General features: G+C 72.2%; 18 protein-coding genes. 11 read left to right on the top strand and 7 right to left on the bottom strand.

Annotation, left to right across the window (positions count from 1 at the left end; translation table 11 throughout):
• Positions 1-150: 150 nt before the first annotated feature.
• The 5 genes from ACQVFL_RS27010 (at position 151) to hemB (ending at position 5949) form a co-directional block, all read left to right on the top strand.
• On the top strand, positions 151-921 hold the full coding sequence (locus ACQVFL_RS27010; protein WP_396690100.1) for a redox-sensing transcriptional repressor Rex: 771 nt from the start codon (positions 151-153) through the stop codon (positions 919-921).
• A complete protein-coding gene (locus ACQVFL_RS27005) occupies positions 918-2243 on the top strand; it encodes a glutamyl-tRNA reductase (RefSeq protein WP_431727857.1) in 1326 nt (441 codons plus the stop codon). Before ACQVFL_RS27010 ends, ACQVFL_RS27005 begins: the two co-directional genes overlap by 4 nt.
• Positions 2244-2399: 156 nt before the next feature.
• Positions 2400-3371: a hydroxymethylbilane synthase gene (gene hemC, locus ACQVFL_RS27000; RefSeq protein ID WP_431727856.1), complete on the top strand. Its 972-nt coding sequence runs from the start codon at positions 2400-2402 to the stop codon at positions 3369-3371.
• Positions 3368-4948: a uroporphyrinogen-III synthase gene (locus tag ACQVFL_RS26995; RefSeq protein WP_396690104.1), complete on the top strand. Its 1581-nt coding sequence runs from the start codon at positions 3368-3370 to the stop codon at positions 4946-4948. Before hemC ends, ACQVFL_RS26995 begins: the two co-directional genes overlap by 4 nt.
• A gap of 17 nt (positions 4949-4965) precedes the next feature.
• Positions 4966-5949: a porphobilinogen synthase gene (gene hemB, locus ACQVFL_RS26990; protein ID WP_431727855.1), complete on the top strand. Its 984-nt coding sequence runs from the start codon at positions 4966-4968 to the stop codon at positions 5947-5949.
• A gap of 49 nt (positions 5950-5998) precedes the next feature.
• Here hemB and ACQVFL_RS26985 read toward each other — a convergent pair whose 3' ends face one another.
• Together ACQVFL_RS26985 and ACQVFL_RS26980 are read right to left on the bottom strand one after the other, a co-directional pair.
• Entirely contained in the window at positions 5999-7015 is a 1017-nt protein-coding gene (locus tag ACQVFL_RS26985) for a GNAT family N-acetyltransferase (protein ID WP_396690959.1), read from the bottom strand.
• 72 nt (positions 7016-7087) lie between these two features.
• Positions 7088-8455 carry a lytic murein transglycosylase gene (locus tag ACQVFL_RS26980; protein WP_431727854.1) on the bottom strand — a complete coding sequence of 456 codons (1368 nt, stop codon included), beginning with the start codon at positions 8453-8455 and terminating at the stop codon, positions 7088-7090.
• A 176-nt stretch (positions 8456-8631) separates the two neighbouring features.
• Here ACQVFL_RS26980 and ACQVFL_RS26975 point away from each other — a divergent pair, with 176 nt between their 5' ends.
• Together ACQVFL_RS26975 and ACQVFL_RS26970 are read left to right on the top strand one after the other, a co-directional pair.
• Positions 8632-8850, top strand: coding sequence for a zinc ribbon domain-containing protein (locus ACQVFL_RS26975; protein ID WP_396690110.1), 219 nt, complete (start codon positions 8632-8634; stop codon positions 8848-8850).
• A 202-nt stretch (positions 8851-9052) separates the two neighbouring features.
• Positions 9053-11884, top strand: coding sequence for an ATP-binding protein (locus tag ACQVFL_RS26970; RefSeq protein WP_431727853.1), 2832 nt, complete (start codon positions 9053-9055; stop codon positions 11882-11884).
• Positions 11885-11925: 41 nt separating this feature from the next.
• Here the strand turns inward: ACQVFL_RS26970 and ACQVFL_RS26965 are convergent, their stop codons facing one another.
• The 4 genes from ACQVFL_RS26965 to ACQVFL_RS26950 all read right to left on the bottom strand — a co-directional run bounded on the left by ACQVFL_RS26965 (position 11926) and on the right by ACQVFL_RS26950 (position 15508).
• Positions 11926-12462 (bottom strand): phospholipase, encoded by a 537-nt coding sequence (locus ACQVFL_RS26965; RefSeq protein WP_396690114.1) that lies wholly within the window; start codon positions 12460-12462, stop codon positions 11926-11928.
• Between the two features lie 222 nt (positions 12463-12684).
• Entirely contained in the window at positions 12685-13410 is a 726-nt protein-coding gene (locus ACQVFL_RS26960; protein ID WP_396690116.1) for a methyltransferase domain-containing protein, read from the bottom strand.
• A 110-nt stretch (positions 13411-13520) separates the two neighbouring features.
• Entirely contained in the window at positions 13521-13832 is a 312-nt protein-coding gene (locus ACQVFL_RS26955; RefSeq protein ID WP_350692997.1) for a hypothetical protein, read from the bottom strand.
• Positions 13833-13870: 38 nt separating this feature from the next.
• Positions 13871-15508 carry an ABC-F family ATP-binding cassette domain-containing protein gene (locus ACQVFL_RS26950; protein ID WP_431727852.1) on the bottom strand — a complete coding sequence of 546 codons (1638 nt, stop codon included), beginning with the start codon at positions 15506-15508 and terminating at the stop codon, positions 13871-13873.
• 79 nt (positions 15509-15587) lie between these two features.
• On the opposite strand from ACQVFL_RS26950, the gene ACQVFL_RS26945 reads away from it, so the two are divergent.
• From ACQVFL_RS26945 to ACQVFL_RS26935, 3 genes are all read left to right on the top strand, one after another.
• A complete protein-coding gene (locus tag ACQVFL_RS26945) occupies positions 15588-16340 on the top strand; it encodes an ROK family protein (RefSeq protein WP_396690120.1) in 753 nt (250 codons plus the stop codon).
• A gap of 255 nt (positions 16341-16595) precedes the next feature.
• Positions 16596-16964, top strand: coding sequence for a tetratricopeptide repeat protein (locus ACQVFL_RS26940; RefSeq protein ID WP_396690122.1), 369 nt, complete (start codon positions 16596-16598; stop codon positions 16962-16964).
• 122 nt (positions 16965-17086) lie between these two features.
• Positions 17087-17341, top strand: coding sequence for a Smr/MutS family protein (locus tag ACQVFL_RS26935; RefSeq protein ID WP_013736060.1), 255 nt, complete (start codon positions 17087-17089; stop codon positions 17339-17341).
• A gap of 89 nt (positions 17342-17430) precedes the next feature.
• Here ACQVFL_RS26935 and ACQVFL_RS26930 read toward each other — a convergent pair whose 3' ends face one another.
• On the bottom strand, positions 17431-18735 hold the full coding sequence (locus ACQVFL_RS26930; protein ID WP_431727848.1) for an IS256 family transposase: 1305 nt from the start codon (positions 18733-18735) through the stop codon (positions 17431-17433).
• A 290-nt stretch (positions 18736-19025) separates the two neighbouring features.
• Here ACQVFL_RS26930 and ACQVFL_RS26925 point away from each other — a divergent pair, with 290 nt between their 5' ends.
• On the top strand, positions 19026-20270 hold the full coding sequence (locus ACQVFL_RS26925) for an IS256 family transposase (RefSeq protein ID WP_431727851.1): 1245 nt from the start codon (positions 19026-19028) through the stop codon (positions 20268-20270).
• The last annotated feature ends 262 nt before the right edge of the window (positions 20271-20532 follow it).

The raw sequence follows: 20532 nt of genomic DNA, 5'->3' as shown, positions 1-20532 counted from the left end.
ACAAGATCGCGATTTGTGCACGTCTTCACAAGCGCCTACTCTGTAATTCCGACGCGCCCTGCTAGCACAGCCGGCAATTTCGGTCGCCAGCGGGAGTCCCGAAACGACCGGCCGGTGGAGTTGGTCGAGGATCGCACCGCACGGAGTCTCATGAGTCAGCACCGTCACCCAGGCGCGCCCGGCCGCGCCGGTGCCGTACCGGCGCTCCCGGACCTGCCCGAGGCAACGGTCGCCCGGCTCCCCGAGTACCTCCGTGCCCTGCACAACCTCGCCGAAACCGGTCACGAGACGATTTCCAGCGAGGGCCTGGCCAACGCCGCCGGGGTGAACTCGGCGAAGCTCCGCAAGGACCTGTCCCACCTCGGCTCGTACGGCACCCGGGGCGTCGGCTACGACGTGGCCCTGCTGGTCGAGCAGATCGAGTACGTCCTCGGGCTCACCCAACGTCGGGCGGTCGCCCTGGTGGGCGTCGGAAACCTCGGTCACGCGCTGGCCGGTTACGACGGGTTCGCCGGGCGCGGATTCCGGATCGCCGCCCTCTTCGACGCCGACCCCCGCCGTGTCGGCGAGGAGATCAACGGGCTCGTCGTGCGGCACATCGACGAGTTGCCCGAGGTCGCCGCCGCGGAGGCCGTCGCGATCGGCGTCATCGCCACCCCGGCCGCCGCCGCGCAGCGGGTCGCCGACCAGTTGGTCGCCGTCGGCGTGACGAGCATCCTGAACTTCGCACCGTGCGTACTCTCGGTTCCGGAGGGGGTCGACGTGCGCAAGGTCGACCTCGCCATCGAACTGCAGATCCTGTCGTTCCACGAGCACCGCAAGGCAGCACTGACCGCGCTCCCCGCCGCCGGTGGGTCCGCTCTCACCGCCCTGCCGGGCGGTTTCGCGGTCACCGAGAGCCAGGAGGCGATCGGCACGTGAAACTCATCGTCGTCGGCGCCTCCTACCGCACCGCGCCGGTCGCCACCCTGGAACGGCTCGCGGTGCCGCCGGCCGAACTGGGCGCCACCCTGGACCGGCTGTTGGCGCAGCCGTACGTCAGCGAGGTCGTCCTGGTCTCCACCTGCAACCGGGTGGAGGTCTACGCGGCCGTCTCCGGTTTCCACGGCGGCCTCGGTGACATCTGCGCCGTCCTCGCCGAGCAGGCCGGCTGCCCGCCCACCGCGCTGGCCAACAACCTCTACGTGCACTTCGACTCCGCCGCGGTCGAGCACGTCTTCCGGGTCGCCGCCGGGCTGGACTCCATGGTCATCGGCGAGGCGCAGATCCTCGGGCAGCTCCGGGACGCCTACCACTGGGCCGGTGAGACCGACGCCGCCGGCCGCCTGCTGCACGAGCTGATGCAGCAGGCGCTGCGGGTGGGTAAGCGGGCCCACTCCGAGACCGGCATCGACCGGGCCGGGCAGAGCGTGGTCACCGCCGCGCTGGGGCTGGCCGCCGGTCATCTCGGCAACGACCTCGTCGGCCGTCCCGCGCTGGTGGTCGGGGCCGGGGCGATGGGCTCGCTGGGCGTGGCGACGCTGTCCCGGCTCGGTGCCGGGCCGCTGACCGTGACCAACCGCAGCACCGACCGCGCGGTCCGACTGGCCGAGTCGTACGGTGCCGCCGCACGGGAGCTGACCGAGCTGGCCGACACGCTGTCCACGGTGGACATCGTAGTGGCCGCCACCGCGTCCACCGAGCCGGTCCTCACCCGTCCGGTCGTCGCCGAGGCGGTGGCCGCCCGCGAGCCGGAGCGGGGCCCGTTGGTCCTGCTCGACCTGGCCGTACCCCGCGACGTCGGGCCCGGTGTGGCCGAGCTGCCCGGCGTCGAGGTGATCGACATCGACCGGATGGCGGCGCTGCTCGCCGACGGACCGGTCGCCGCCGACGCCGCCGCCGTCGAGCGGATCGTGGCCGCCGAGGTCGAGTCCTTCCTCACCTGGCTGCGCGGTGCCGACGTGGCGCCGACCGTGGCCGCCCTGCGCGGCCGGGCCGACGACGTGGTCACCGCCGAGTTGCGCCGCCTCGCGCAGCGCCGCCCCGACCTCACCGACGACCAGCGCGCCGAGGTGGCCCGCACCGTGCACCGGGTGGTCCAGCGACTGCTGCACCAGCCGACCGTACGGGTCCGGCAGCTCGCCGCCGAACCCGGCGGCGACCAGTACGCCGCCCTGCTGCGCGAGCTGTTCGACCTCCAGGTCCCGCAGACCTCGCCGGTGGACACCGTCCCCGACATCACCCCACCCGGAGGTGAGCAATGAGCGAGCGTCAGCGAGCGAATCGTCGGCTCAGTGCGAAGGTGCCTCATGGCGGCGCGCAGCGGAGCGGAGGGCCGGCATGAGCGCGCGCCAGCGAGCGAATCGTCGGCTCAGTGCGAAGGTGCCTCATGGCGGCGCGCAGCGGAGCGGAGGGCCGGCATGAGCGCCGACGTACTGCGTCTCGGTACCCGTGGCAGCAAGTTGGCGATGGCCCAGTCCGGGCAGGTCGCCGACGCCCTGACCGCCCGCACCGGACGCCCCGTCGAACTGGTCGAGGTGGTCACCGCCGGTGACCGGTCCAGCGCGCCGGTGCACCGCCTCGGGGTCGGCGTGTTCGTCTCCGCGCTGCGGGACGCGCTGGTCGCCGGCACCATCGACTTCGCCGTCCACTCGTACAAGGACCTGCCCACCGCCACCGCGGCCGGGCTGCACATCGCCGCGGTGCCGCCGCGGCAGGACCCGCGCGACGCGCTCGTCGCCCGCGACGGGAAGACGTTGGCCGAGCTCGCCCCCGGAGCGAACATCGGCACCGGCGCGCTGCGCCGGATCGCCCAGCTACACGCGCTGGGCCTGCAACTGTCGGTCACCCCCATCCGGGGCAACATCGACACCCGGCTGAACCGGGTGCTCGGTCCGGAGGCCGACCTGGACGCCGTCGTCCTGGCGCGAGCGGGCCTGGCCCGCATCGACCGGGTCGACGTCGTCACCGAGACGCTCGACCCGATGCTGATGCTGCCCGCCCCCGCGCAGGGAGCGCTGGCGGTGGAGTGCCGGGTCGACGACCCGGACCTGGTCGAACTGCTCGCCACGCTCGACGACGCACCGTCGCGCGCCGCGGTCGTCGCGGAGCGGGCGATGCTGGCCACCCTGGAGGCCGGATGCTCCGCTCCGGTCGCCGCCTACGCCGAACTCGCCGAGGGCGAGACCGGTGAGGAGATCTACCTGCGCGGGGCGGTGATCAGCCCGGACGGCACCCGTGACATCCGGCTGTCCCGCACCGGTACGCCCGCCGAGGCGGCGGAGATCGGCAAGGCACTCGCCGCCGAACTCCTCGACCTCGGCGCCGACTCGATCCTCGGCCCGCAAGGACACGACGGCCCGGGGACCCAGCAATTTGGGAGCACAGAATGACCCGCACCCGTAAGCCCGTAGGCCGGATCGCATTCGTCGGGGCCGGTCCCGGCGACCCGGGCCTGCTGACCCGCCGGGCGCACGACGCCCTGGTCGACGCCGACCAGGTGGTGTACGACCGGGGAGTCCCCGAGTCGTTGCTCGACGTCGTCCGGGCCGAGGCCAGGGAAGACGCCCAGTTCACTCCGGCCGAGGGCGCGCCGGGCGACGTGGCGAAGGTACTGATCTCGGCTGCCCGCTCCGGGCAGAACGCGGTGCACCTGGTGGCCGGCGACCCGTTCGGTCACGACTCGGTCGTCAAGGAGGTGCAGGCGGTGGCACGTACCGCCGCGCACTTCGAGGTGGTGCCCGGCGTCGGCCAGGCCGAGGGCGTGGCCGCGTACGCGGGGGTGCCGCTGCCCGGCGTACGCACCGCCGCCGACGTGGAGGATGTCGGCACGCTCGACTTCGAGGCGCTGGCCGGAGCGGTGCAGCGTGGCTCGCTGGCGCTCGCGGTGGACGCCGGTGACCTGGCCGCGATCCGTGACGGGCTGCTCGCCGCCGGGGTCGACGGCACCACCGACGTCGGGGTGACCGGTGACGGCACCGGCGAGACGCAGTACACCACCACGTCGACCGTGGACTCCTTCGTCGCGGCGGCACTCGGCTTCACCGGCCGGGTCGTGCTGACCGTCGGCGAGGGCGTCGGCCAGCGCGACAAGCTGAGCTGGTGGGAGAACCGCCCGCTGTACGGCTGGAAGGTGCTGGTGCCCCGCACCAAGGAGCAGGCCGGCGCGATGAGTGCCCGACTGCGGGCGTACGGGGCCATCCCGTGCGAGGTGCCGACGATCGCGGTGGAGCCGCCGCGTACCCCGGCGCAGATGGAGCGTGCGGTCAAGGGCCTGGTCGACGGCCGGTACGCCTGGGTCATCTTCACCTCGGTCAACGCGGTGCGCGCGGTCTGGGAGAAGTTCGCCGAGCACGGCCTGGACGCCCGGCACTTCGGTGGCGTCAAGATCGCCTGCATCGGTGAGGCCACCGCCGACGCGGTCCGCGCCTTCGGCATCCAGCCGGAGCTGGTCCCCTCCGGGGAGCAGTCGTCCGAGGGGCTGCTGGCCGAGTTCTCCCCGCACGACGAGGTGCTCGACCCGGTCGGCCGGGTGTTGCTGCCGCGCGCCGACATCGCCACCGAGACGCTCGCCGCCGGGCTCACCGAGCGCGGCTGGGAGGTCGACGACGTGACCGCGTACCGGACGGTCCGGGCGGCCCCGCCGCCCGCCGAGATCCGTGACGCGATCAAGTCGGGTGGGTTCGACGCGGTGCTGTTCACCTCGTCGTCCACGGTCCGGAACCTGGTCGGCATCGCCGGCAAGCCGCATGCGCGTACCGTGGTAGCCGTCATCGGGCCCAAGACCGCGGAGACCGCGACGGAGTTCGGCCTGCGGGTCGACGTCCAGCCGCCGCACGCCTCGGTGCCGGACCTGGTGGAGGCGCTCGCCGGCTACGCCGTCGAGCTGCGGGAGAAGCTCGCCGCGATGCCGGCGAAGCAGCGCCGTGGCTCGAAGGTCCAGGGGCCGACCGCGCTCAGGTTCCGGTAGTCGTCAGGGAGGGCACCGTGCCGTACCCCGAGAACCGCCCCCGCCGGCTGCGGCGTTCCGCAGCCGTGCGGCGGCTGGTCTCCGAGACCCGTCTCGACCCGGCCGAGCTGATCGTGCCGATGTTCGTCAAGGAGGGGCTGACCGAGCCCCGGGCCATCGGCTCGCTGCCCGGGGTGCTCCAGCACTCCCGCGACTCGCTGCGCAAGGCGGCCGTCGAGGCGGTACGCGCCGGGGTCGGCGGGATCATGCTGTTCGGGGTGCCGACGTCGCGCGACGAGCGTGGCTCCGGCGGCCTCGACCCGAACGGGATCCTCAACGTCGCCATCCGGGACGTGGTCTCCGAGGTGGGTGACGCCACCGTCGTGATGAGCGACCTCTGCCTGGACGAGTTCACCTCGCACGGGCACTGCGGCCTGCTCCGGCCGGACGGTTCGGTGGACAACGACGCCACCCTGGCGGCGTACGCCGAGATGGCGGTGGCCCAGGCCGACGCCGGAGTCGGCATGGTCGGCCCGTCCGGGATGATGGACGGCCAGGTCGCAGTGGTACGCCGGGCGCTCGACGCGGCCGGTCACACCGACGTCGCCGTGCTGGCCTACACCGCCAAGTACGCGTCGGCGTTCTACGGTCCGTTCCGCGACGCGGTCGAGTCGGCGCTCGACGGCGACCGCCGGACCTACCAGCAGGACCCGGCGAACCTGCGCGAGTCCCTGCGCGAGGTCGAACTGGACGTGGCCGAGGGCGCCGACATCGTGATGGTCAAGCCGGCCCTGCCCTACCTCGACGTGGTCGCCGCGGTCCGGGCCGCGGTCGACGTGCCGGTCGCCGCCTACCAGGTCTCCGGCGAGTACGCCATGGTCGAGGCCGCCGCCGCCAACGGCTGGATCGACCGCGAGCGGGTGATGCTGGAGACGCTCACCTCGATCCGCCGCGCCGGAGCGCAGATCATCCTCACCTACTGGGCCGTGGAGGCCGCCGGCCTGCTCCGCGACCGCTACTGATCTCCACCCCGGTCCTGACCGACCACGACCCGGCGGCGCGACCCGAGCCCTAGCGGGCGGCGTCGAGGCGGTGCACCAACTCGGCCACGTCGACGCTGTATTCGCACCACTCCCGGTCGGGCCGGTAGCCCAGCTCCGCGTTGACCTTGAGCATGGCCTCGTTGGCCTGGGCGTTCCACGTCTGGACCTCGGTGAGCTGCGGCTCGGCCGAGCGCAACTCCAACAACATGCGGGCCTTGATCGCGCGGTCGATCCCGTAGCCACGGTGATCCTGCACCACGATCGTGTCGTACTGGTCCGCGCGGGTCGGGTGCTGCGCCGGCACGACCACCTCGGTCAGGCCGGCCACCTCGCCCGTCTGCTCGTGCAGGGCGAGCACGATGTACGGCTTCATCCCCCGACGGTGCAGGCAGTCGAGACTGTCGCGCAGCCGCTGCGGGTCGTACGAGCTGGGCCGTAGCTCGCCGTCCTCGACGTCCCGGATCTCGGCCTTGGCCCGGGCGTACGCCTCGATCAGCTCGTCCGGCGGCCCGCCGGGGTGGAACTGCACGTGGTAGCCGGCGCCGACACCGGTCGACATCTCGGCCAGCTCGGTCCAGTCGACACCGGCGAGGTCGAGCACGCTGCGGGTCTCGACGTACTCCCGGCTGAAGCCCAGCGACTCGTAGAAGCCGACGGCCGGGGTGTCACCCACCACCTCGACGCCGATCGACTCGAATCCCTCCTGGTAGACCCGGCGGGAGGCACGCAGGACGAGGTCACGGCCGAGGCCCCGGCGTCGGTGGTCGGGATGCACCAGCACCTCCAGCACACCGATGCTGCCGAGCAGCAGCACGTGCACCTGACCCAGGATCGGGCCGGGTGTCCCGTCGGCGGCCGGCTCGGCCTGGGCCACCCAGGCGATCCGTCGTTCGCCGGGCATCACCTCGGTGAGGTACTCCCGCACGGAACTCTCCCGCCACGGCGGATCCTGCGGAAGATCGACCGCCAGGACCGCGTTCAGCGTGTCCAACAGCGACGCGATCTCGGCGGACGACGCGGTCCTGGGGTCCCACTCGCGCACCATCACGCGTCTAGCTTGCCGTTAACCGCTGCCGGGGGGAAGTGTCCAGTCCTCCAATGTGCGCGGACGATCACTTCAGGTGCGACTGGCCTGTCCGTACCGGTTGGCCGTTTCGAAGACGGCCTGGGCGTACCGGCCGACGTTGTTGTACGACAGGATGGCGTTCCACCAGTCACCCGGAACGGTGAGGTTGCGGCCCCCCTTGCACAGGTACATTCCGGCGGCCAGCGCGGCGTCGTGGATGTTGTGCGGGTCCTTGACCCCGTCGCCGTCCGCGTCGGCGCCGTTCTCCTGCCAGGTGGTCGGGATGAACTGCATCGGTCCGACCGCCCGGTCGTAGGTGGTGTCCCGGTCCAGCTCGCCCCGGTCGGTGTCGGCGATCCGCATCCGGCCGCCCTGCCCGTCCAGCGGCAGTCCGATGATCTCCGGAGTGGCCCGGCCGTCCGGTCCGAGCCGCGCGTTGTTGGCCTGCCCGTGCCGGGACTCGACGAAGCCGATCGCGGCCAGCGTGGTCCAGCTCAGGCCGCAGGCCCGGTTGGTCTCGGCGAGCACCAACTCGGCGTAGCCGTACGCCTGCACCGCGATCGGGTCGATGCCGGTCTTGGCGCCGACCTCGCGGGCCCAGCCGGCGAGCGCGTCGGAGGGGCGGGCGCCCACCGGCGCCGTACCACCCGTCGCGCCCGGGAACGGCGTGGTCCCCGGCGGCAGCGTCCCGGTGGTCGGCGGGACGGCCCCGACCGGCGGAGCCTCGGTCAGCGGCGCGGTGCCGTCGGTCGCCTCCGGTTCGCCGGTCGCCCCGGCCGCCACCGGGCGCGGCGCACCGACGGTCGCCGGCACCAGCGTCGCGCCGGCTGTCGCGGTCGCGATGACCAGCGCGAGCAGGAACACCCCGGGCAGGGTGAGTCGTCCCCCGGGCCGCCGCGCCCAGTCGCGGGTCGCGCGGGCGGCGGCCCGAGGACCCGGCATGCGTACGGCGTGCGCGAAGCGCACCCGGCGTCGCCGGGCCCGCCGGGGCCGGGTCGCCGTCCCACCCGCCGCCTCGCCGTCGGTCTTGGTGGCGGCGTCGGCCTCTTCGCTCTCCTCGACCTTGCCGGGGTCGTCGGCCTTCGTGGTGTCGTCCGACGTTGTCGCGCTGTCGGGCGCGGTGCGGGCGTCGGGCGTCGCGCTGAGGCCGGTCCTTGTCACGGCGTCGGGCTCGGCGGCGGCGTCGGGCTTGGTGGCGGCGTCGGGCGGGGGCGCCGTCTCGCGGTCCGTCCCGCCGGGCTGCTCGCCGTCGTTCCGGGCGGGTGCGCCGCTGGTCGCGGCGGGCTTCCCGTCGATCGGGGGAGCGGCGGGCTCGGTGGGCGGTTCGGGCTCGGGCGTGGCGGCCCGGATCGTCGGCGTACCGGCAGCCGGCTCGGCCCCGGCGGTGGGCGACCCGCCGGCCGGTTCGCCGGATCTCAACCAGGGTCGGCGCGGCCGGGGTATCGCGCTGACCGGTCTGTCCGTAGTGGCACCGGTTTGGGCGCCCGGCGTGGCCGGTCGCAGGGGCCGAAGGGTCGTCCGCTCTTCGCCGTCTGCCACCCGTCGAGTATCACCCATGTCGCCGCGAGCGTCAGGTCCGGCCGTACCCTGATGTCATGCCCCGGTACGAGTTCCGCTGCCGCGCCTGTGGTGACACCTTCGAGGTCAACCGGCCGATGGCCCAGGCGGGCGAGCCCGCGTCCTGCCCGAAGGGGCACTCCGACACGGTGAAGTTGCTGTCGACGGTCGCGGTCACCGGACGGGGTGGCGGTGCCTCCGCCGGTCCGCCCGCGCCCTCCGGTGGCGGCTGCTGCGGTGGCGGTTGCGGCTGTTGAACGCCGCCGTCGACGGTGGCCGGTCGGAGGCGGCCGGACCGACCGGCGGACCGTCGTACGTGGTGGGACGGTTGATGTCGGTCTTGCCTGGACGCCCGGTGCGATGGCACCTTGGGGCGGAGTCTCGGCCGACCGTTCTCACGATGCGTGATGATCTGGTTTCGGGAAGTATGAAGCCGAGGCCAGGGGGGAGGTTCCACGCATGCCGCCACGGATCCACCTCCCCAGTGGCTGGGTGACGTTCGTCTTCACCGACATCGAGGGCTCCACGCGGCTGGCGCAGATGCTCGGCTCCGGATACCGCCCGGTGTTGCGGGAACACCGCCGTCTGCTGCGTCGGACGATCGCCGCGACCGAGGGTGCCGAGCTGCTGACCGAGGGGGACTCGTTCTTCCTGGCCTTCGGGGACGCCGGTGCCGCGCTGACCGCCTGCCTGACCGCGCAGCGGGCGCTCGGCGAGCACGAGTGGCCGACCCCGGAGGCGGCGCCCCGGGTGCGGATGGGCCTGCACACCGGCTGGGCGGAGCCGCGTGACGGCGAGTACGCCAGCCCGGAGGTGCACCGGGCCGCCCGGGTGGCCGCCGCCGCGCACGGCGGGCAGGTGCTCTGTTCCGCCGCGACCGCGCGGCACGCCGATCCGCTGCCGACCGGGGCGTCCCTGATCGACCTCGGGCTGCACCGGTTGCGTGGTTTCGACGACCGGGAACGCCTCTTCCAACTCGTCGCGCCGGGCCTGGAACGGCAGTTCCCGCGTCCGCGTACGGCCGACGCGGTGGCGCACAACCTGCCGATCCCGGTCACCTCGTTCGTCGGTCGGCACGCCGAACGGGCCGAGTTGCGCGGGTTGGTGGCCGGGCACCGGTTGGTCACCGTGCTCGGTGCCGGTGGCGGCGGCAAGACCCGGTTGGCCGTGGAACTCTCCATCGACCTGGTGGACGAGTACCCCGACGGGGTCTGGTTCGTCGACATCGCCTCGGTGACCGATCCGGGGCTGGTGGCGTTCGCGATCGCCGCGGTGCTCGGGCTGCGTCCCGAACCGGGTCGGCCCATGGTGGACACCCTGGTCGAGTACGCGGCCGGTCGCCGGATGCTGATCGTCCTCGACACCTGCGACGTGCAGCCGACGGCCTGCGCCGAGGCGGTGTCCCGGCTGCTCTCCGGAGGCAGCGGGGTGAAGGTGCTGGCGACCACCCGGGAACCTCTGGCGTTGCCGGGCGAGGTGGTGTGGCGTATCCCGCCGCTCTCGGTCGACCCGTCACCGGACGGCACCGAGAGCGACGCGGTCGCGTTGCTGCTGGACCGGACCGCCGCCGCTCGGGGCGGGCGACGTCCGGACGCGGCCGAGTCGGCGGACCTGCGCCGGGTGGTACGTCGGCTGGACGGACTGCCGCTGGCGATCGAGCTGGCTGCGGCCCGGCTGCGGGTGCTCTCCGTCGGGCAGCTCGCCGAACGCCTCGACGACGTGCTGGGCACGCTGGACGCCGGCCGGGACGACCCCGAGCCGCTACCGACCGATCACGGCAACACCGGTAACCAGCGGGACACCGTCGACCTGGCGGCGGCGGCGACCGGGGCGAGTCCGCAGTCCCCGGAGACGCGGGCGGTGGCACGGTCGGCGATCGAACGTCACCTGACGATGCAGGCGACGGTCACCTGGTCGTACCGCACGCTCGGTCCCCGGGCCGCGCGGCTGCTGCGCTGGCTGGCGGTGTTCGCCGGTCCGGTCGATCTGCCGACCGTGGAGTGGCTGCTCGACGACGATCCGCTCGACCCGCTCTCGGTGCTGGTGGACAAGTCGATGGTGCTGGCCGAGCCGCAGGCCGGTGGCTTCACGTACCGGATGCTCGATCCGATAAGGGCGTACGCGGCCCGTCGGCTCGCCGAGGCCGGTGAGGAACGGGACGCGCGGAACCGGCACGTGGGCTGGTCGGCGCACGCCTTGGAACGGGCGCACCTGGGTCCGGACGGCCAGCCGGTGACGCTGTCGCTGTACGCGCTCGACCCGCTCGCCGGGGAGCTGCGCGCCGCCCTGCGCTGGTGCGCCACCGGTGGTAGTGCCCGGGCGGGCCTGCGGCTCGCCAGCGGCCTGGACCAGTGGTGGCGTGAGCGCGGGCTGGCCCGGGAGGGGCGGCTGTGGTTGTTCCGGCTCTACAGCCGGATCGCCGAGACCGGGGAGACGATCCCCGAGGCCGAGCTGGCAGCGGCCTACCACATGCATTCGCTGCACGCCGGTGGCGACGGCGAGTACGCCGAGGAGCTGCGCTACTCGCAGCGGGCCGAGGCGGCGGCGCGGCAGGCGGGCGACGCCGGGCTGCTGGCCCGGGTGCTCGCCGGGCGGGCGGCGCCGCTGGTGGACATGGGGCAGTTCGCCGAGGCCGAACGGGTCTGCCGGGAGGTCATCGACTGGGCCCGTGAGCAGGGGGTGGAGTCCGAGGCGCTGTTCGCGGTGTTCCGGTTGGCCGAGCTGCTCTGGCGGCGGGGTGCCCTGGACGAGGCGGCCGACCTGCTCGCGGCGGCGCGCCCGGTGGAGGCGGCCCGCCCGATCGACCGGGGCCGGCGTTCGGTGGACATGCTGCTCGGCGTGGTGGCGTTGGCCCGGGGCGATCTGGTGGCCGCGCACGAACACCTGCTGGCGGCGTTGCGGTCCCGGATGAACCACGGTTTCCACGGTCGGGCCTGCGACACGCTCAACGCGATCGCGGTGCGCTGCCAGGCCGGGGACGAGCCGCTGACCGCAGCCCGGCTGTTCGGCGCGGCGCAGGCGACCCGGGCGGGGCTGCGGTCGCCCACCGGCATCTACGACGGCTACTGGAACGAGCGGCAGGTGGCGCTGCGGCGGACGCTCGGCGACGTCGCCTTCGACGAGGCGTACGGGGAAGGCGCCGAGTTGGGTCTGGACGAGGCGGTGGCGTTGGCGCTCGGCGTCGAGCATCCCGACCTGGCCGCCGACTCGGCCCGGTTCGCGGCGCGGGCAGCCCGGGCGACGCCCCGCCAGTCGACCGCTGCCGCCGACCGGCACACCGAGCACGCCTGACCGAGGGGTCCGCGTCGGACGTGGACCCCTCGGTCGGGAGATCAGGCGCGGGCCAGCCGTTCCGCGTCGGCCTTCATCCGGGCGGCCCGGTCGATGTCGGACTGCTGGACGGCGGCGGCCGAGCCGAAGATGCTCACCGCCTGGTAGTAGGTCCAGGCCAGGCTGAGGCAGGCCGGCCGGACGACCGAGTTGTACGTCGCGCAGACCCGCTTGAGGTCCTCGTAGAAGGCGCTGTCCAGGCGGGACTTGTTGGCGCTGAACTGGCCGACCGCCTTGTAGTTGCGGTAGCCGAAGTCGTGGCGGTGGCAGGAGAGGGAGAACCGGAACCCGAGCGGGTTGTCCGGGCTGGAGGAGCAGAAGTCGGTGGACCAGTCGAAGTTGTAGCCGGCCCACGGCGTGCGGTTCTGCCGGGCCGAGTTCCAGGCGTTGTAGCTGCTGGCGCTGGTCTGGGTCCAGCTCGACAGCACGGACAGCTTCTGGGCGGGCGTGACGGCCGCAGCCGCCGGGGACGCCACGGCGAGCGTGGCGGCCAGCGCGACCGCGCCGGAGGCCAGGACGGTGGTGAGACGTTTGAGCACGGGGGATACCTCCGCGGGGGTGTGCGGTGGGCAGTGGTTACCGGTGAGTACCCGGAGTTCGACCAGTCTCGATCAAGGTCGCGACATTCGGGTGTAACCATTGAGAAATATTGGTGACCAGTGCTGAAACAGACGAATGCCCCGGACGCCGAGGGTGTCCGGGGTGTTCCGCAGGCCGGTCAGCCTGATTCGCAGCTCAGTGCCGGGTGGGCCGGTGGGTGGTCAGTCGAAGAAGCGGGCCATGTGGGCGGGGGAGGGCCCCTCGTCGTCCACGCCCAGCGGGGTGAGGTCGGCGAAGATCGACGCACCGTCGGTGCCGGCGTGCAGCGGGTGCCAGCGCGGTGTGCCCGGCGGGCGCATCGCGCAGACCCCCTTGATGGTCTGGACGTCGAGCAGTCGGACGTGGGTCGGGTCGGCGACCGCGTTCACATGCCCCCACCAGGGGCTCATCACGTGCAGGACGCCGCCGGGACGCAGCACCCGGTGGCACTCGTCGAGCAGCGGCAGGAAGTCGATCAGGTGCTCCAGGATGTGCACCGCGAAGAACACGTCCACCGAGTCGTCGGCGAGGGGGAGTGAGCCGGAGAGGTCGGCCACCGCGTCCACCCCGGGTGCCGGATAGATGTCCAGCCCGAGGTTGCCCGACCACTGCTTGGTGCCGCCGCAGCCGAGGTCCACCACCACCGGGTCGCGTCCGCCGACGCGTACCCGGCACCAGACGCCGAAGACCCCGGCGAGTCGGCCGACCTGCTCGCGGACCAGGCGGAGCTGGGCCGGCTCGTCGACCTCGCCGGTCAGGTGGGCGACGCCCCGGTCGAAGCGGACCTCGACGGCCAGCGACCGGAGCCGGTCGTCGTGGCGGGCCTGGTCCGCCCAGGACTCCGCGAGGAACCCGTCGACCGCCCGCAGCCGTTCGGCCGAGGGCGGGGTGTGTGCCAACGCGACCATTCGCCCACCTCCGGCCGGCGCGATACCCCGATCGCTGCCCGTTATGCGCAACTTAGCCCAGAAGGCGGCACTCGGGTGGGCGCTCGGCCGGACTGCCGCCGGAGGATCGATCAGCCCGGAGCGGTGCGCCGGGGACGGCCGGCCGCGCCGATCCGCTGTCGGGGTGCGGGCACCTTGGGGCGCTTGAGGTGGTACCGGTGCAACTCGGCGTGGCCTGCCAGGGACGGGTCCTCGCTCATCGAGACCAGTTCCCAGCCCTGGTCGCCGGCCCGGTTGAGATGGGCCAGCGCGGTGTCGCCGTACGGCGTGACGTCGATCATGGAACCGTCCGGGCCGTACCAGATGAAGACGATCTCCCAGCCGGCGTCGGTGCTCGCCGCCTGGCGGCGCCGCACCAACAGCGCGTACTCCCACCTGAGCATGCAGTGATTGTCACTCCGGTGGGGGCTGCCGGCCGGGATCAGGACTCGGCGATCCGCCCGGCGTCCACCCGCAGACGGCGGTCCACGCGGACCGCGTCCAACATCCGCCGGTCGTGCGTCACCAGCAGCAACGTCCCCGGGTAGCCGGCCAGCGCCGACTCCAACTGCTCGATCGCCGGCAGGTCCAGGTGGTTGGTCGGCTCGTCGAGCACCAGCAGGTTGACCCCGCGCCCCTGCAACAACGCCAGCGCGGCCCGGGTCCGCTCGCCCGGGGAGAGCGTCGCGGCCGGGCGCAGCACGTGCTGGGCGCGCAGGCCGAACTTGGCCAGCAGCGTCCGCGCGTCGGCCGGCGACAGGTCCGGTACGGCGACCCGGAAGGCGTCCAGCAGCGGCGCGTCCCCGAGGAACGCCCCGCGCGCCTGGTCCACCTCGCCGACCACCACACCGGGGCCCAACGCGGCCTGCCCGGCGTCCAGCGGCAGCCGGCCCAGCAGGGCGGCCAGCAACGTCGACTTGCCGGACCCGTTCGCCCCGGTGATCGCCACCCGGTCTGCCCAGTCGATCTGGAGGTTCACCGGGCCGAGGGTGAAGTCGCCCCGACGTACCACCGCGTCGCGCAGGGTGGCCACCACGGCCCCGGCGCGGGGCGCGGCGGCGATCTCCATCCGCAGCTCCCACTCCTTGCGCGGCTCCTCGACCACGTCCAGCCGCTCGATCAGCCGCTCGGTCTGCCGGGCCTTCGCCGCCTGCTTCTCGCTGGCCTCGGAGCGGAACCTCCGGCCGATCTTGTCGTTGTCGGTGGCCTTGCGGCGGGCGTTGCGGACACCCTTCTCCATCCAGGACCGCTGCGTGCGCGCCCGCGCCTCCAGTGCCGCCCGGGTGTCGGCGTACTCCTCGAACTCGGCGCGTGCCTGGCGGCGGGCCACCTCCCGCTCCTCCAGGTACGCCGCGTAACCGCCACCGAAGTGGTTGACCTGCTGCTGGTGCAGGTCCAGTTCCAGCACCCGGGTCACCGTCCGGGTCAGGAACTCCCGGTCGTGGCTGACCAGCACCGTGCCGGCCCGCAACCCGGTGACGAACTGCTCCAGGCGCTCCAGCCCGGCCAGGTCCAGGTCGTTGGTGGGCTCGTCGAGCAGGAAGACGTCGTACCGGCTGAGCAGCAGCGACGCGAGCCCGGCGCGGGCCGCCTGGCCGCCGGAGAGCCCGGTCATCTCGTGGTCGAGACCGACGCCGAGCCCCAGCTCCGCGGCGACCTCCTCGGCCCGCTCGTCCAGGTCGGCCCCGCCCAGGCCGAGCCAGCTCTCCAACGCCGAGGCGTACGCGTCGTCCGCGCCCGGCGCCCCGGCGGTCAGCGCCTCGGTGGCCGCGTCGAGGGCGGCCTGCGCCCAGGTCACCCCGGTCCGCCGGGCCAGGAACGCCCGGATCGTCTCGCCGGGACGCCGGTCCGGCTCCTGCGGCAGGTGCCCGACGCTCGCGCCGGGCGGACTCACCGCGACACTGCCCGCCTCCACCGGAAGCAGCCCGGCGAGGGTGCGCAGCAGCGTCGACTTGCCCGCCCCGTTCGGCCCGACCAGGCCGATCACGTCCCCGGGCGCGACCACCAGGTCCAGCCCGGTGAACAGCGTTCGCTCCCCGTGCCCGGCGGCCAGGTCCTTGGCGATCAGCGTGGCGCTCACAAGCAGCCGAGCCTACCCGCCGGCGTGGTTGGCGTGGCTCGCCATGCCCGGGCACGACACACGAGGCAGACTCACGGTCGTGCAGACCACTCTGGCGATCGACTGCGGCGGTGGCGGGATCAAGGCGTCCGTGCTGGACGCGGCCGGCACCATGCGGGCCCAACCGATGCGGGTGCCGACGCCGTACCCGCTGCCACCGGAGCTGTTCGTCCGGACCCTGCGGGAACTCGGCGACCGGCTGCCCGCCGCCGACCGGGTGACGGTCGGCATGCCGGGCATGATCCGGCACGGCGTGGTGGTCGCCACCCCGCACTACGTGACCCGCTCCGGCCCCCGCAGCCGGGTCGACCCGGCCCTGCACGACCAGTGGTCCGGGTACGACGCCCGCAGCGCCCTCGCCGCCGCGTTCGGGCTGCCCACCCTGGTGCTCAACGACGCCGAGGTGCACGGTGCCGGAGTGGTCGCGGGCACCGGCTGCGAACTGGTGCTGACCCTCGGCACCGGGCTGGGCAGCGCCCTCTTCGACGGCGGCGTGCTCGCCCCACACCTGGAGCTGTCGCACGCCCCGGTGCGCTGGGGCACCACCTACGACACGTACGTGGGCGAGCCGGAACGCCGCCGGTTGGGCGACGCGTTCTGGTCCCGGCGGATCCGGCAGGTGGTGGAGGGGCTGCGCCCCGTGTTTCGCTGGGACCGGCTCTATCTGGGCGGCGGCAACTCCCGGCTGATCCGCCCCGAACAGCTCGCCCGGATGGGCGACGACGTGGTGGTGGTGCCCAACAGCGCCGGCATCGTCGGCGGCGTCCGCGCCTGGGAGCTGGCGGCCGTGTGAGTGCGCGGCCGCGTGGGTGCGCGGCCGGGTGGGTGCGCGCCGGGTTGGTGCGCGGCCGGGTGGGTGCAAGGAAGGGCACCCTGCTAACGCCTGCGGTATAGCAGGGGTCCCCTGCTAACGTCCGGCACCGTCCGGCACCGTCCGGCACCGCCGACGCGACGCCCGCCCCCGCCCGCAGGCGCCCGGGAACACTCGCGCACCGGACGGTGTTGTGCCAGCGTCAGGGCAGTGGTGCGAACTAGGGGGTGGGCCGAGATGGATCTTCTGGCTGAGTACCGGCGAGCGACCCTGTTCTTCGAGTCGGGCGACCCGAGCGGAGCGGCCCGGCTGCTCGAACCGATCGTCGAGGCCGAGCCCGACAACTCCGCCGTCCGCCAGTTGCTGGCCCGGGCGTACTTCCAGTCGGCCCAGCTCCGGCGGGCCGAGGAGCAGTTGCAGGAGTTGATCGACCGCAACCCCAGCGACCACTACGCCCACCACGTGCTGGGCCGGACGCTGGAGCGGCTGAACCGGTACACCGACGCGCTGCGGCACCTGCGCATCGCGGCGGCCATGCACTCCGCCAACGACGACTACACGACCGCGCTGCGGCGGGTCGAGACCCGGGTCGGCAGCCGCCGCTGAGGCGGCGTACCCGACACCACGACGAGAGGGCGGCCCCCGGGCCGCCCTCTCGTCGTCTCCGGGCCCCGCCGCAGACGTGCCTACGATGGCCCTATGGGAGCCGACCGGACGGTGGACGGGGCATGAAGCTGAAGCTCGACCTGCACGACATCTTCAACAAGGGCCACGACATCGACCGGGCGCTGCGCGGGATCATGGACGAGGCGGTGGCCAAGAAGGCCACCCTCGTGGAGATCATCCCGGGCAAGGGCTCCGGTCAGCTCAAGAAGAGGGTGCTGCGCTTCCTCGACCAGAAGGACGTCAAGCAGCTCTACCACCGGGTGGAGAAGGACTCCAAGAACTTCGGTCGCCTCTTCGTGCACTTCCGCTGGAAGTAAGAGTCTCAGCCTTCCGACCTTCCGCGCGATAGTTGACATGCCTGCTGAAGGGTCTGTCAAACGAACGGTGTAACTCGGGTTGTTGAGGGTTACTTTCGGCTTGCGGTCAGGCGGCCTTCGAAGGCCATTTCGAAGGCGTTCAGGGCGGGTTTCCAGCGCATGGTCCATCGCCGGCGGCCCTGTCCGGTCGGGTCCAGGCTCATCACGGCGAGGTAGACGCATTTGAGGGCGGCGCCCTCGTTGGGGAAGTGGCCGCAGGCTCGAACGGCTCGGCGGATGCGGGCGTTGACCGACTCGATGGCGTTGGTGGAGCAGATCACGGTGCGGATTTCGGCGTCGAAGGCCAGGAACGGCACGAACTCCGCCCACGCCTGGTCCCACAGTCGGATGATGGCCGGATACTTTCCGCCCCAGGCCTGCGTGAACTCGGCGAAGCGTTCCCGGGCGGCGGCCTCGGTCGCCGCCGTGTAGACCGGTTTCAACGCCTTGGCGATGGAATCCCAGTGCTGCCGGCCGGCGTAGCGGAACGACGCCCGCAGCAGGTGGATGATGCAGGTCTGCACGACTGCCTCGGGCCAGGTCTGCCCGATCGCGTCGGGCAGGCCCTTGAGTCCGTCGCAGACCACCATGCACGCGTCGGCGACACCCCGGTTCTTCAGCTCGGTGAGGACGCTGAGCCAGAACTTCGCGCCCTCACCGCCGTCGCCGGCCCAGAGTCCGAGGATGTCCCGGTTGCCGTCGACCGTGACGGCCAGGGCCACGTAGATGGGCCGGTTCGCGACCTTCCCGTCGCGGATCTTGACGTGCACCGCGTCGAGGAAGATCACCGGGTAGACCGGATCGAGTGGCCGGTTCTGCCACTCGGCCATCCCGTCGACGACCTTGTTGGTGATCGTGGAGATCGTCTGCCGGGACACGTCCGCGCCATACACCTCGGACAGGTGGGCCTGAATCTCCCCGGTGGTCAATCCCTTGGCCGACAGGGAGATCACCATGTCCTCGACCCCGGACAACCGGCGCTGACGCTTACGCACGATCTGCGGCTCGAACGTGCCGTCGCGATCGCGGGGCACCTCGATCTGCACCCGACCGACCTCCGTCAGCACCGTCTTGCCTCGCACCCCGTTGCGGGAGTTCTGACCGTTGTTCCCGGCCGGGTCGCCCTTGTCATAGCCCAGGTGATCGGTGATCTCACCGTCCAAAGCAGCTTCCAGGACCCGCTTGGTCAACTGCTGCAGCAGCCCGCCCTCGCCGGTGAGCTGCAGACCCGCCGCACGAGCCTGTTCCACCACCTGCGCGACGAGCTGATCGTCGACCCCGTCTCCCACCGGCCGCGCCGGTCCACGCTTCGCCACCTGGCCAGTATCAGCCTCGGTGAACACGACATCCGTCATCAGGTGCTGCTCCTTGATCAGGAGTTACACCGTTCGTTTTACAATCCCTGAAGCGCATGCAGCTGGAGGTCACTACCCACTAGCGATCGATCCCAACCGCTGTCGGCGCTGATGCTGCCTTCTTGCTGCCTCACCGCTGGTCGGAGGTCTCGCTGACAAGCCCTTTTGTGCGGGTTGCGTCCACGGGTGTGGTGTACGACTTGCCCGTGATGGGCGTGTTGCGTAGATGAGAGACGGCCATCGCGTCGATCCTTCAAGACGACCAAGTCAGAGAAGGAAGAGAGAACGCGATGGCCGCTTCTGAGAGTGTGAACCCTGTTGACCTGCTGCGCGAGCAGATCGAGGGCGCGTCGCCGGATGTGTTGCAGGCGATGGTAAAGACGTTCGCGCAGGTGTTGATGTCGGCCGAGGCGGACGCCATCTGCGGCGCTGGCTACGGGCAGCGCAGCGCTGAGCGGGTGAATTCCCGCAACGGGTATCGGGTGCGGGAGTGGGATACCCGGGCTGGGACGATCGACTTGGCGGTGCCGAAGCTGCGCACCGGTTCGTACTTTCCGGACTGGTTGCTGACACACCGCCGACGAGCCGAGCAAGCCCTCGTCTCGGTGGTGGCGACGTCGTATCTGCTCGGGGTGTCGACCCGGCGGGTGGAGAAGCTGGTCGAGCAGCTTGGTGTCAAGCAGCTGTCCAAGTCGCAGGTGTCGGAGATGGCCGCCCACCTGGACGCCCAGGTGGAGGCGTTCCGCAATCGGCCTCTCGACGCCGCCCATTACGCGTTCGTGTGGATGGACGCGTTGACGATGAAGGTCCGTGAGCACGGGCGGACGATCAACGTCCACGCACTGGTCGCGGTCGGTGTCAACGCCGACGGTCAACGCGAGGTCCTCGGCGTGGACGTCGCCTCCGACGAGGACGGCGCCGGCTGGCTGGCGTTCCTGCGGTCGTTGACCGCCCGCGGCCTGTCCGGCGTTGCGCTCGTCATCTCCGATGCCCACCGCGGGCTCGTGGGCGCGATCGGCGCCGCCCTGCCCGGAGCCGCCTGGCAACGCTGCCGCACCCACTACCTGCGCAACCTGCTCACGAAAGTCCCGAAATCCGCGCAGCCATGGATCGCCACCCTCGTCCGGACGATCTTCGACCAACCAGACGCCGATGCCGTCCGAGCCCAGTTCGACCGCGTCGTGACCACGATCGAGGCGAAGTTCCCCGCCGCCGCCGAACATCTCGCCGACGCCCGCGACGACCTCCTCGCCTTCACCGGGTTCCCCCGCGAGATCTGGCGTCAGATCTGGTCGAACAATCCGCAGGAACGACTGAACAAGGAGATCCGCCGCCGCACCGACGTGGTCGGGATCTTCCCGAACCGACCAGCGATCATCCGTCTCGTCGGCGCCGTCCTGGCCGAGCAGACCGACGAATGGACCGAAGGACGCCGTTACATGGGCCTGGACCTCCTCGCCAAAGCCCGCCTCATCAACATCCAGCCACACCAACACGACAACGACCAGGCCGATCCCACCCCGATCGCCGCCTAACACCAGACCGGATCCTGCGATGGCCGTCTCTTACACCACCAGCGCGGACGTGACCCCTGTGGGGCGCCGCCTCGACCTGGACCCGCATACCGCATCGATATCTCAGCGGCCGCACAACCAGCCCGGGCTATCGCCGACCTCTCACTGGACGCGTGGCGGGTGGACAGCACCACCAGCCTTCGTACTAAGGTTCGAGCCATGCCTGAGCTCGGGCGGGAGGGCCTGGCCGAGCGGACATCCAAGGGAGGGGCCGGAGCCGATG

Origin of the sequence: Verrucosispora sp. TAA-831 (genome assembly GCF_050780145.1) — a bacterium.
GTDB lineage: Bacteria > Actinomycetota > Actinomycetes > Mycobacteriales > Micromonosporaceae > Micromonospora.
This window is presented reverse-complemented; position numbering and strand designations above follow the sequence as displayed.

Excerpts from the sequence above, each read along its gene's own strand:
- ACQVFL_RS27010 (WP_396690100.1), top strand. The coding sequence starts at position 151 with ATGAGTCAGCACCGTCACCCAGGCGCGCCCGGCCGCGCCGGTGCCGTA.
- hemC (WP_431727856.1), top strand. The coding sequence starts at position 2,400 with ATGAGCGCCGACGTACTGCGTCTCGGTACCCGTGGCAGCAAGTTGGCG.
- ACQVFL_RS26995 (WP_396690104.1), top strand. The coding sequence starts at position 3,368 with ATGACCCGCACCCGTAAGCCCGTAGGCCGGATCGCATTCGTCGGGGCC.
- ACQVFL_RS26985 (WP_396690959.1), bottom strand. The coding sequence starts at position 7,015 with ATGGTGCGCGAGTGGGACCCCAGGACCGCGTCGTCCGCCGAGATCGCG.
- ACQVFL_RS26975 (WP_396690110.1), top strand. The coding sequence starts at position 8,632 with ATGCCCCGGTACGAGTTCCGCTGCCGCGCCTGTGGTGACACCTTCGAG.
- ACQVFL_RS26970 (WP_431727853.1), top strand. The coding sequence starts at position 9,053 with ATGCCGCCACGGATCCACCTCCCCAGTGGCTGGGTGACGTTCGTCTTC.
- ACQVFL_RS26960 (WP_396690116.1), bottom strand. The coding sequence starts at position 13,410 with ATGGTCGCGTTGGCACACACCCCGCCCTCGGCCGAACGGCTGCGGGCG.
- ACQVFL_RS26955 (WP_350692997.1), bottom strand. The coding sequence starts at position 13,832 with ATGCTCAGGTGGGAGTACGCGCTGTTGGTGCGGCGCCGCCAGGCGGCG.
- ACQVFL_RS26940 (WP_396690122.1), top strand. The coding sequence starts at position 16,596 with ATGGATCTTCTGGCTGAGTACCGGCGAGCGACCCTGTTCTTCGAGTCG.
- ACQVFL_RS26935 (WP_013736060.1), top strand. The coding sequence starts at position 17,087 with ATGAAGCTGAAGCTCGACCTGCACGACATCTTCAACAAGGGCCACGAC.
- ACQVFL_RS26930 (WP_431727848.1), bottom strand. The coding sequence starts at position 18,735 with ATGACGGATGTCGTGTTCACCGAGGCTGATACTGGCCAGGTGGCGAAG.
- ACQVFL_RS26925 (WP_431727851.1), top strand. The coding sequence starts at position 19,026 with ATGGCCGCTTCTGAGAGTGTGAACCCTGTTGACCTGCTGCGCGAGCAG.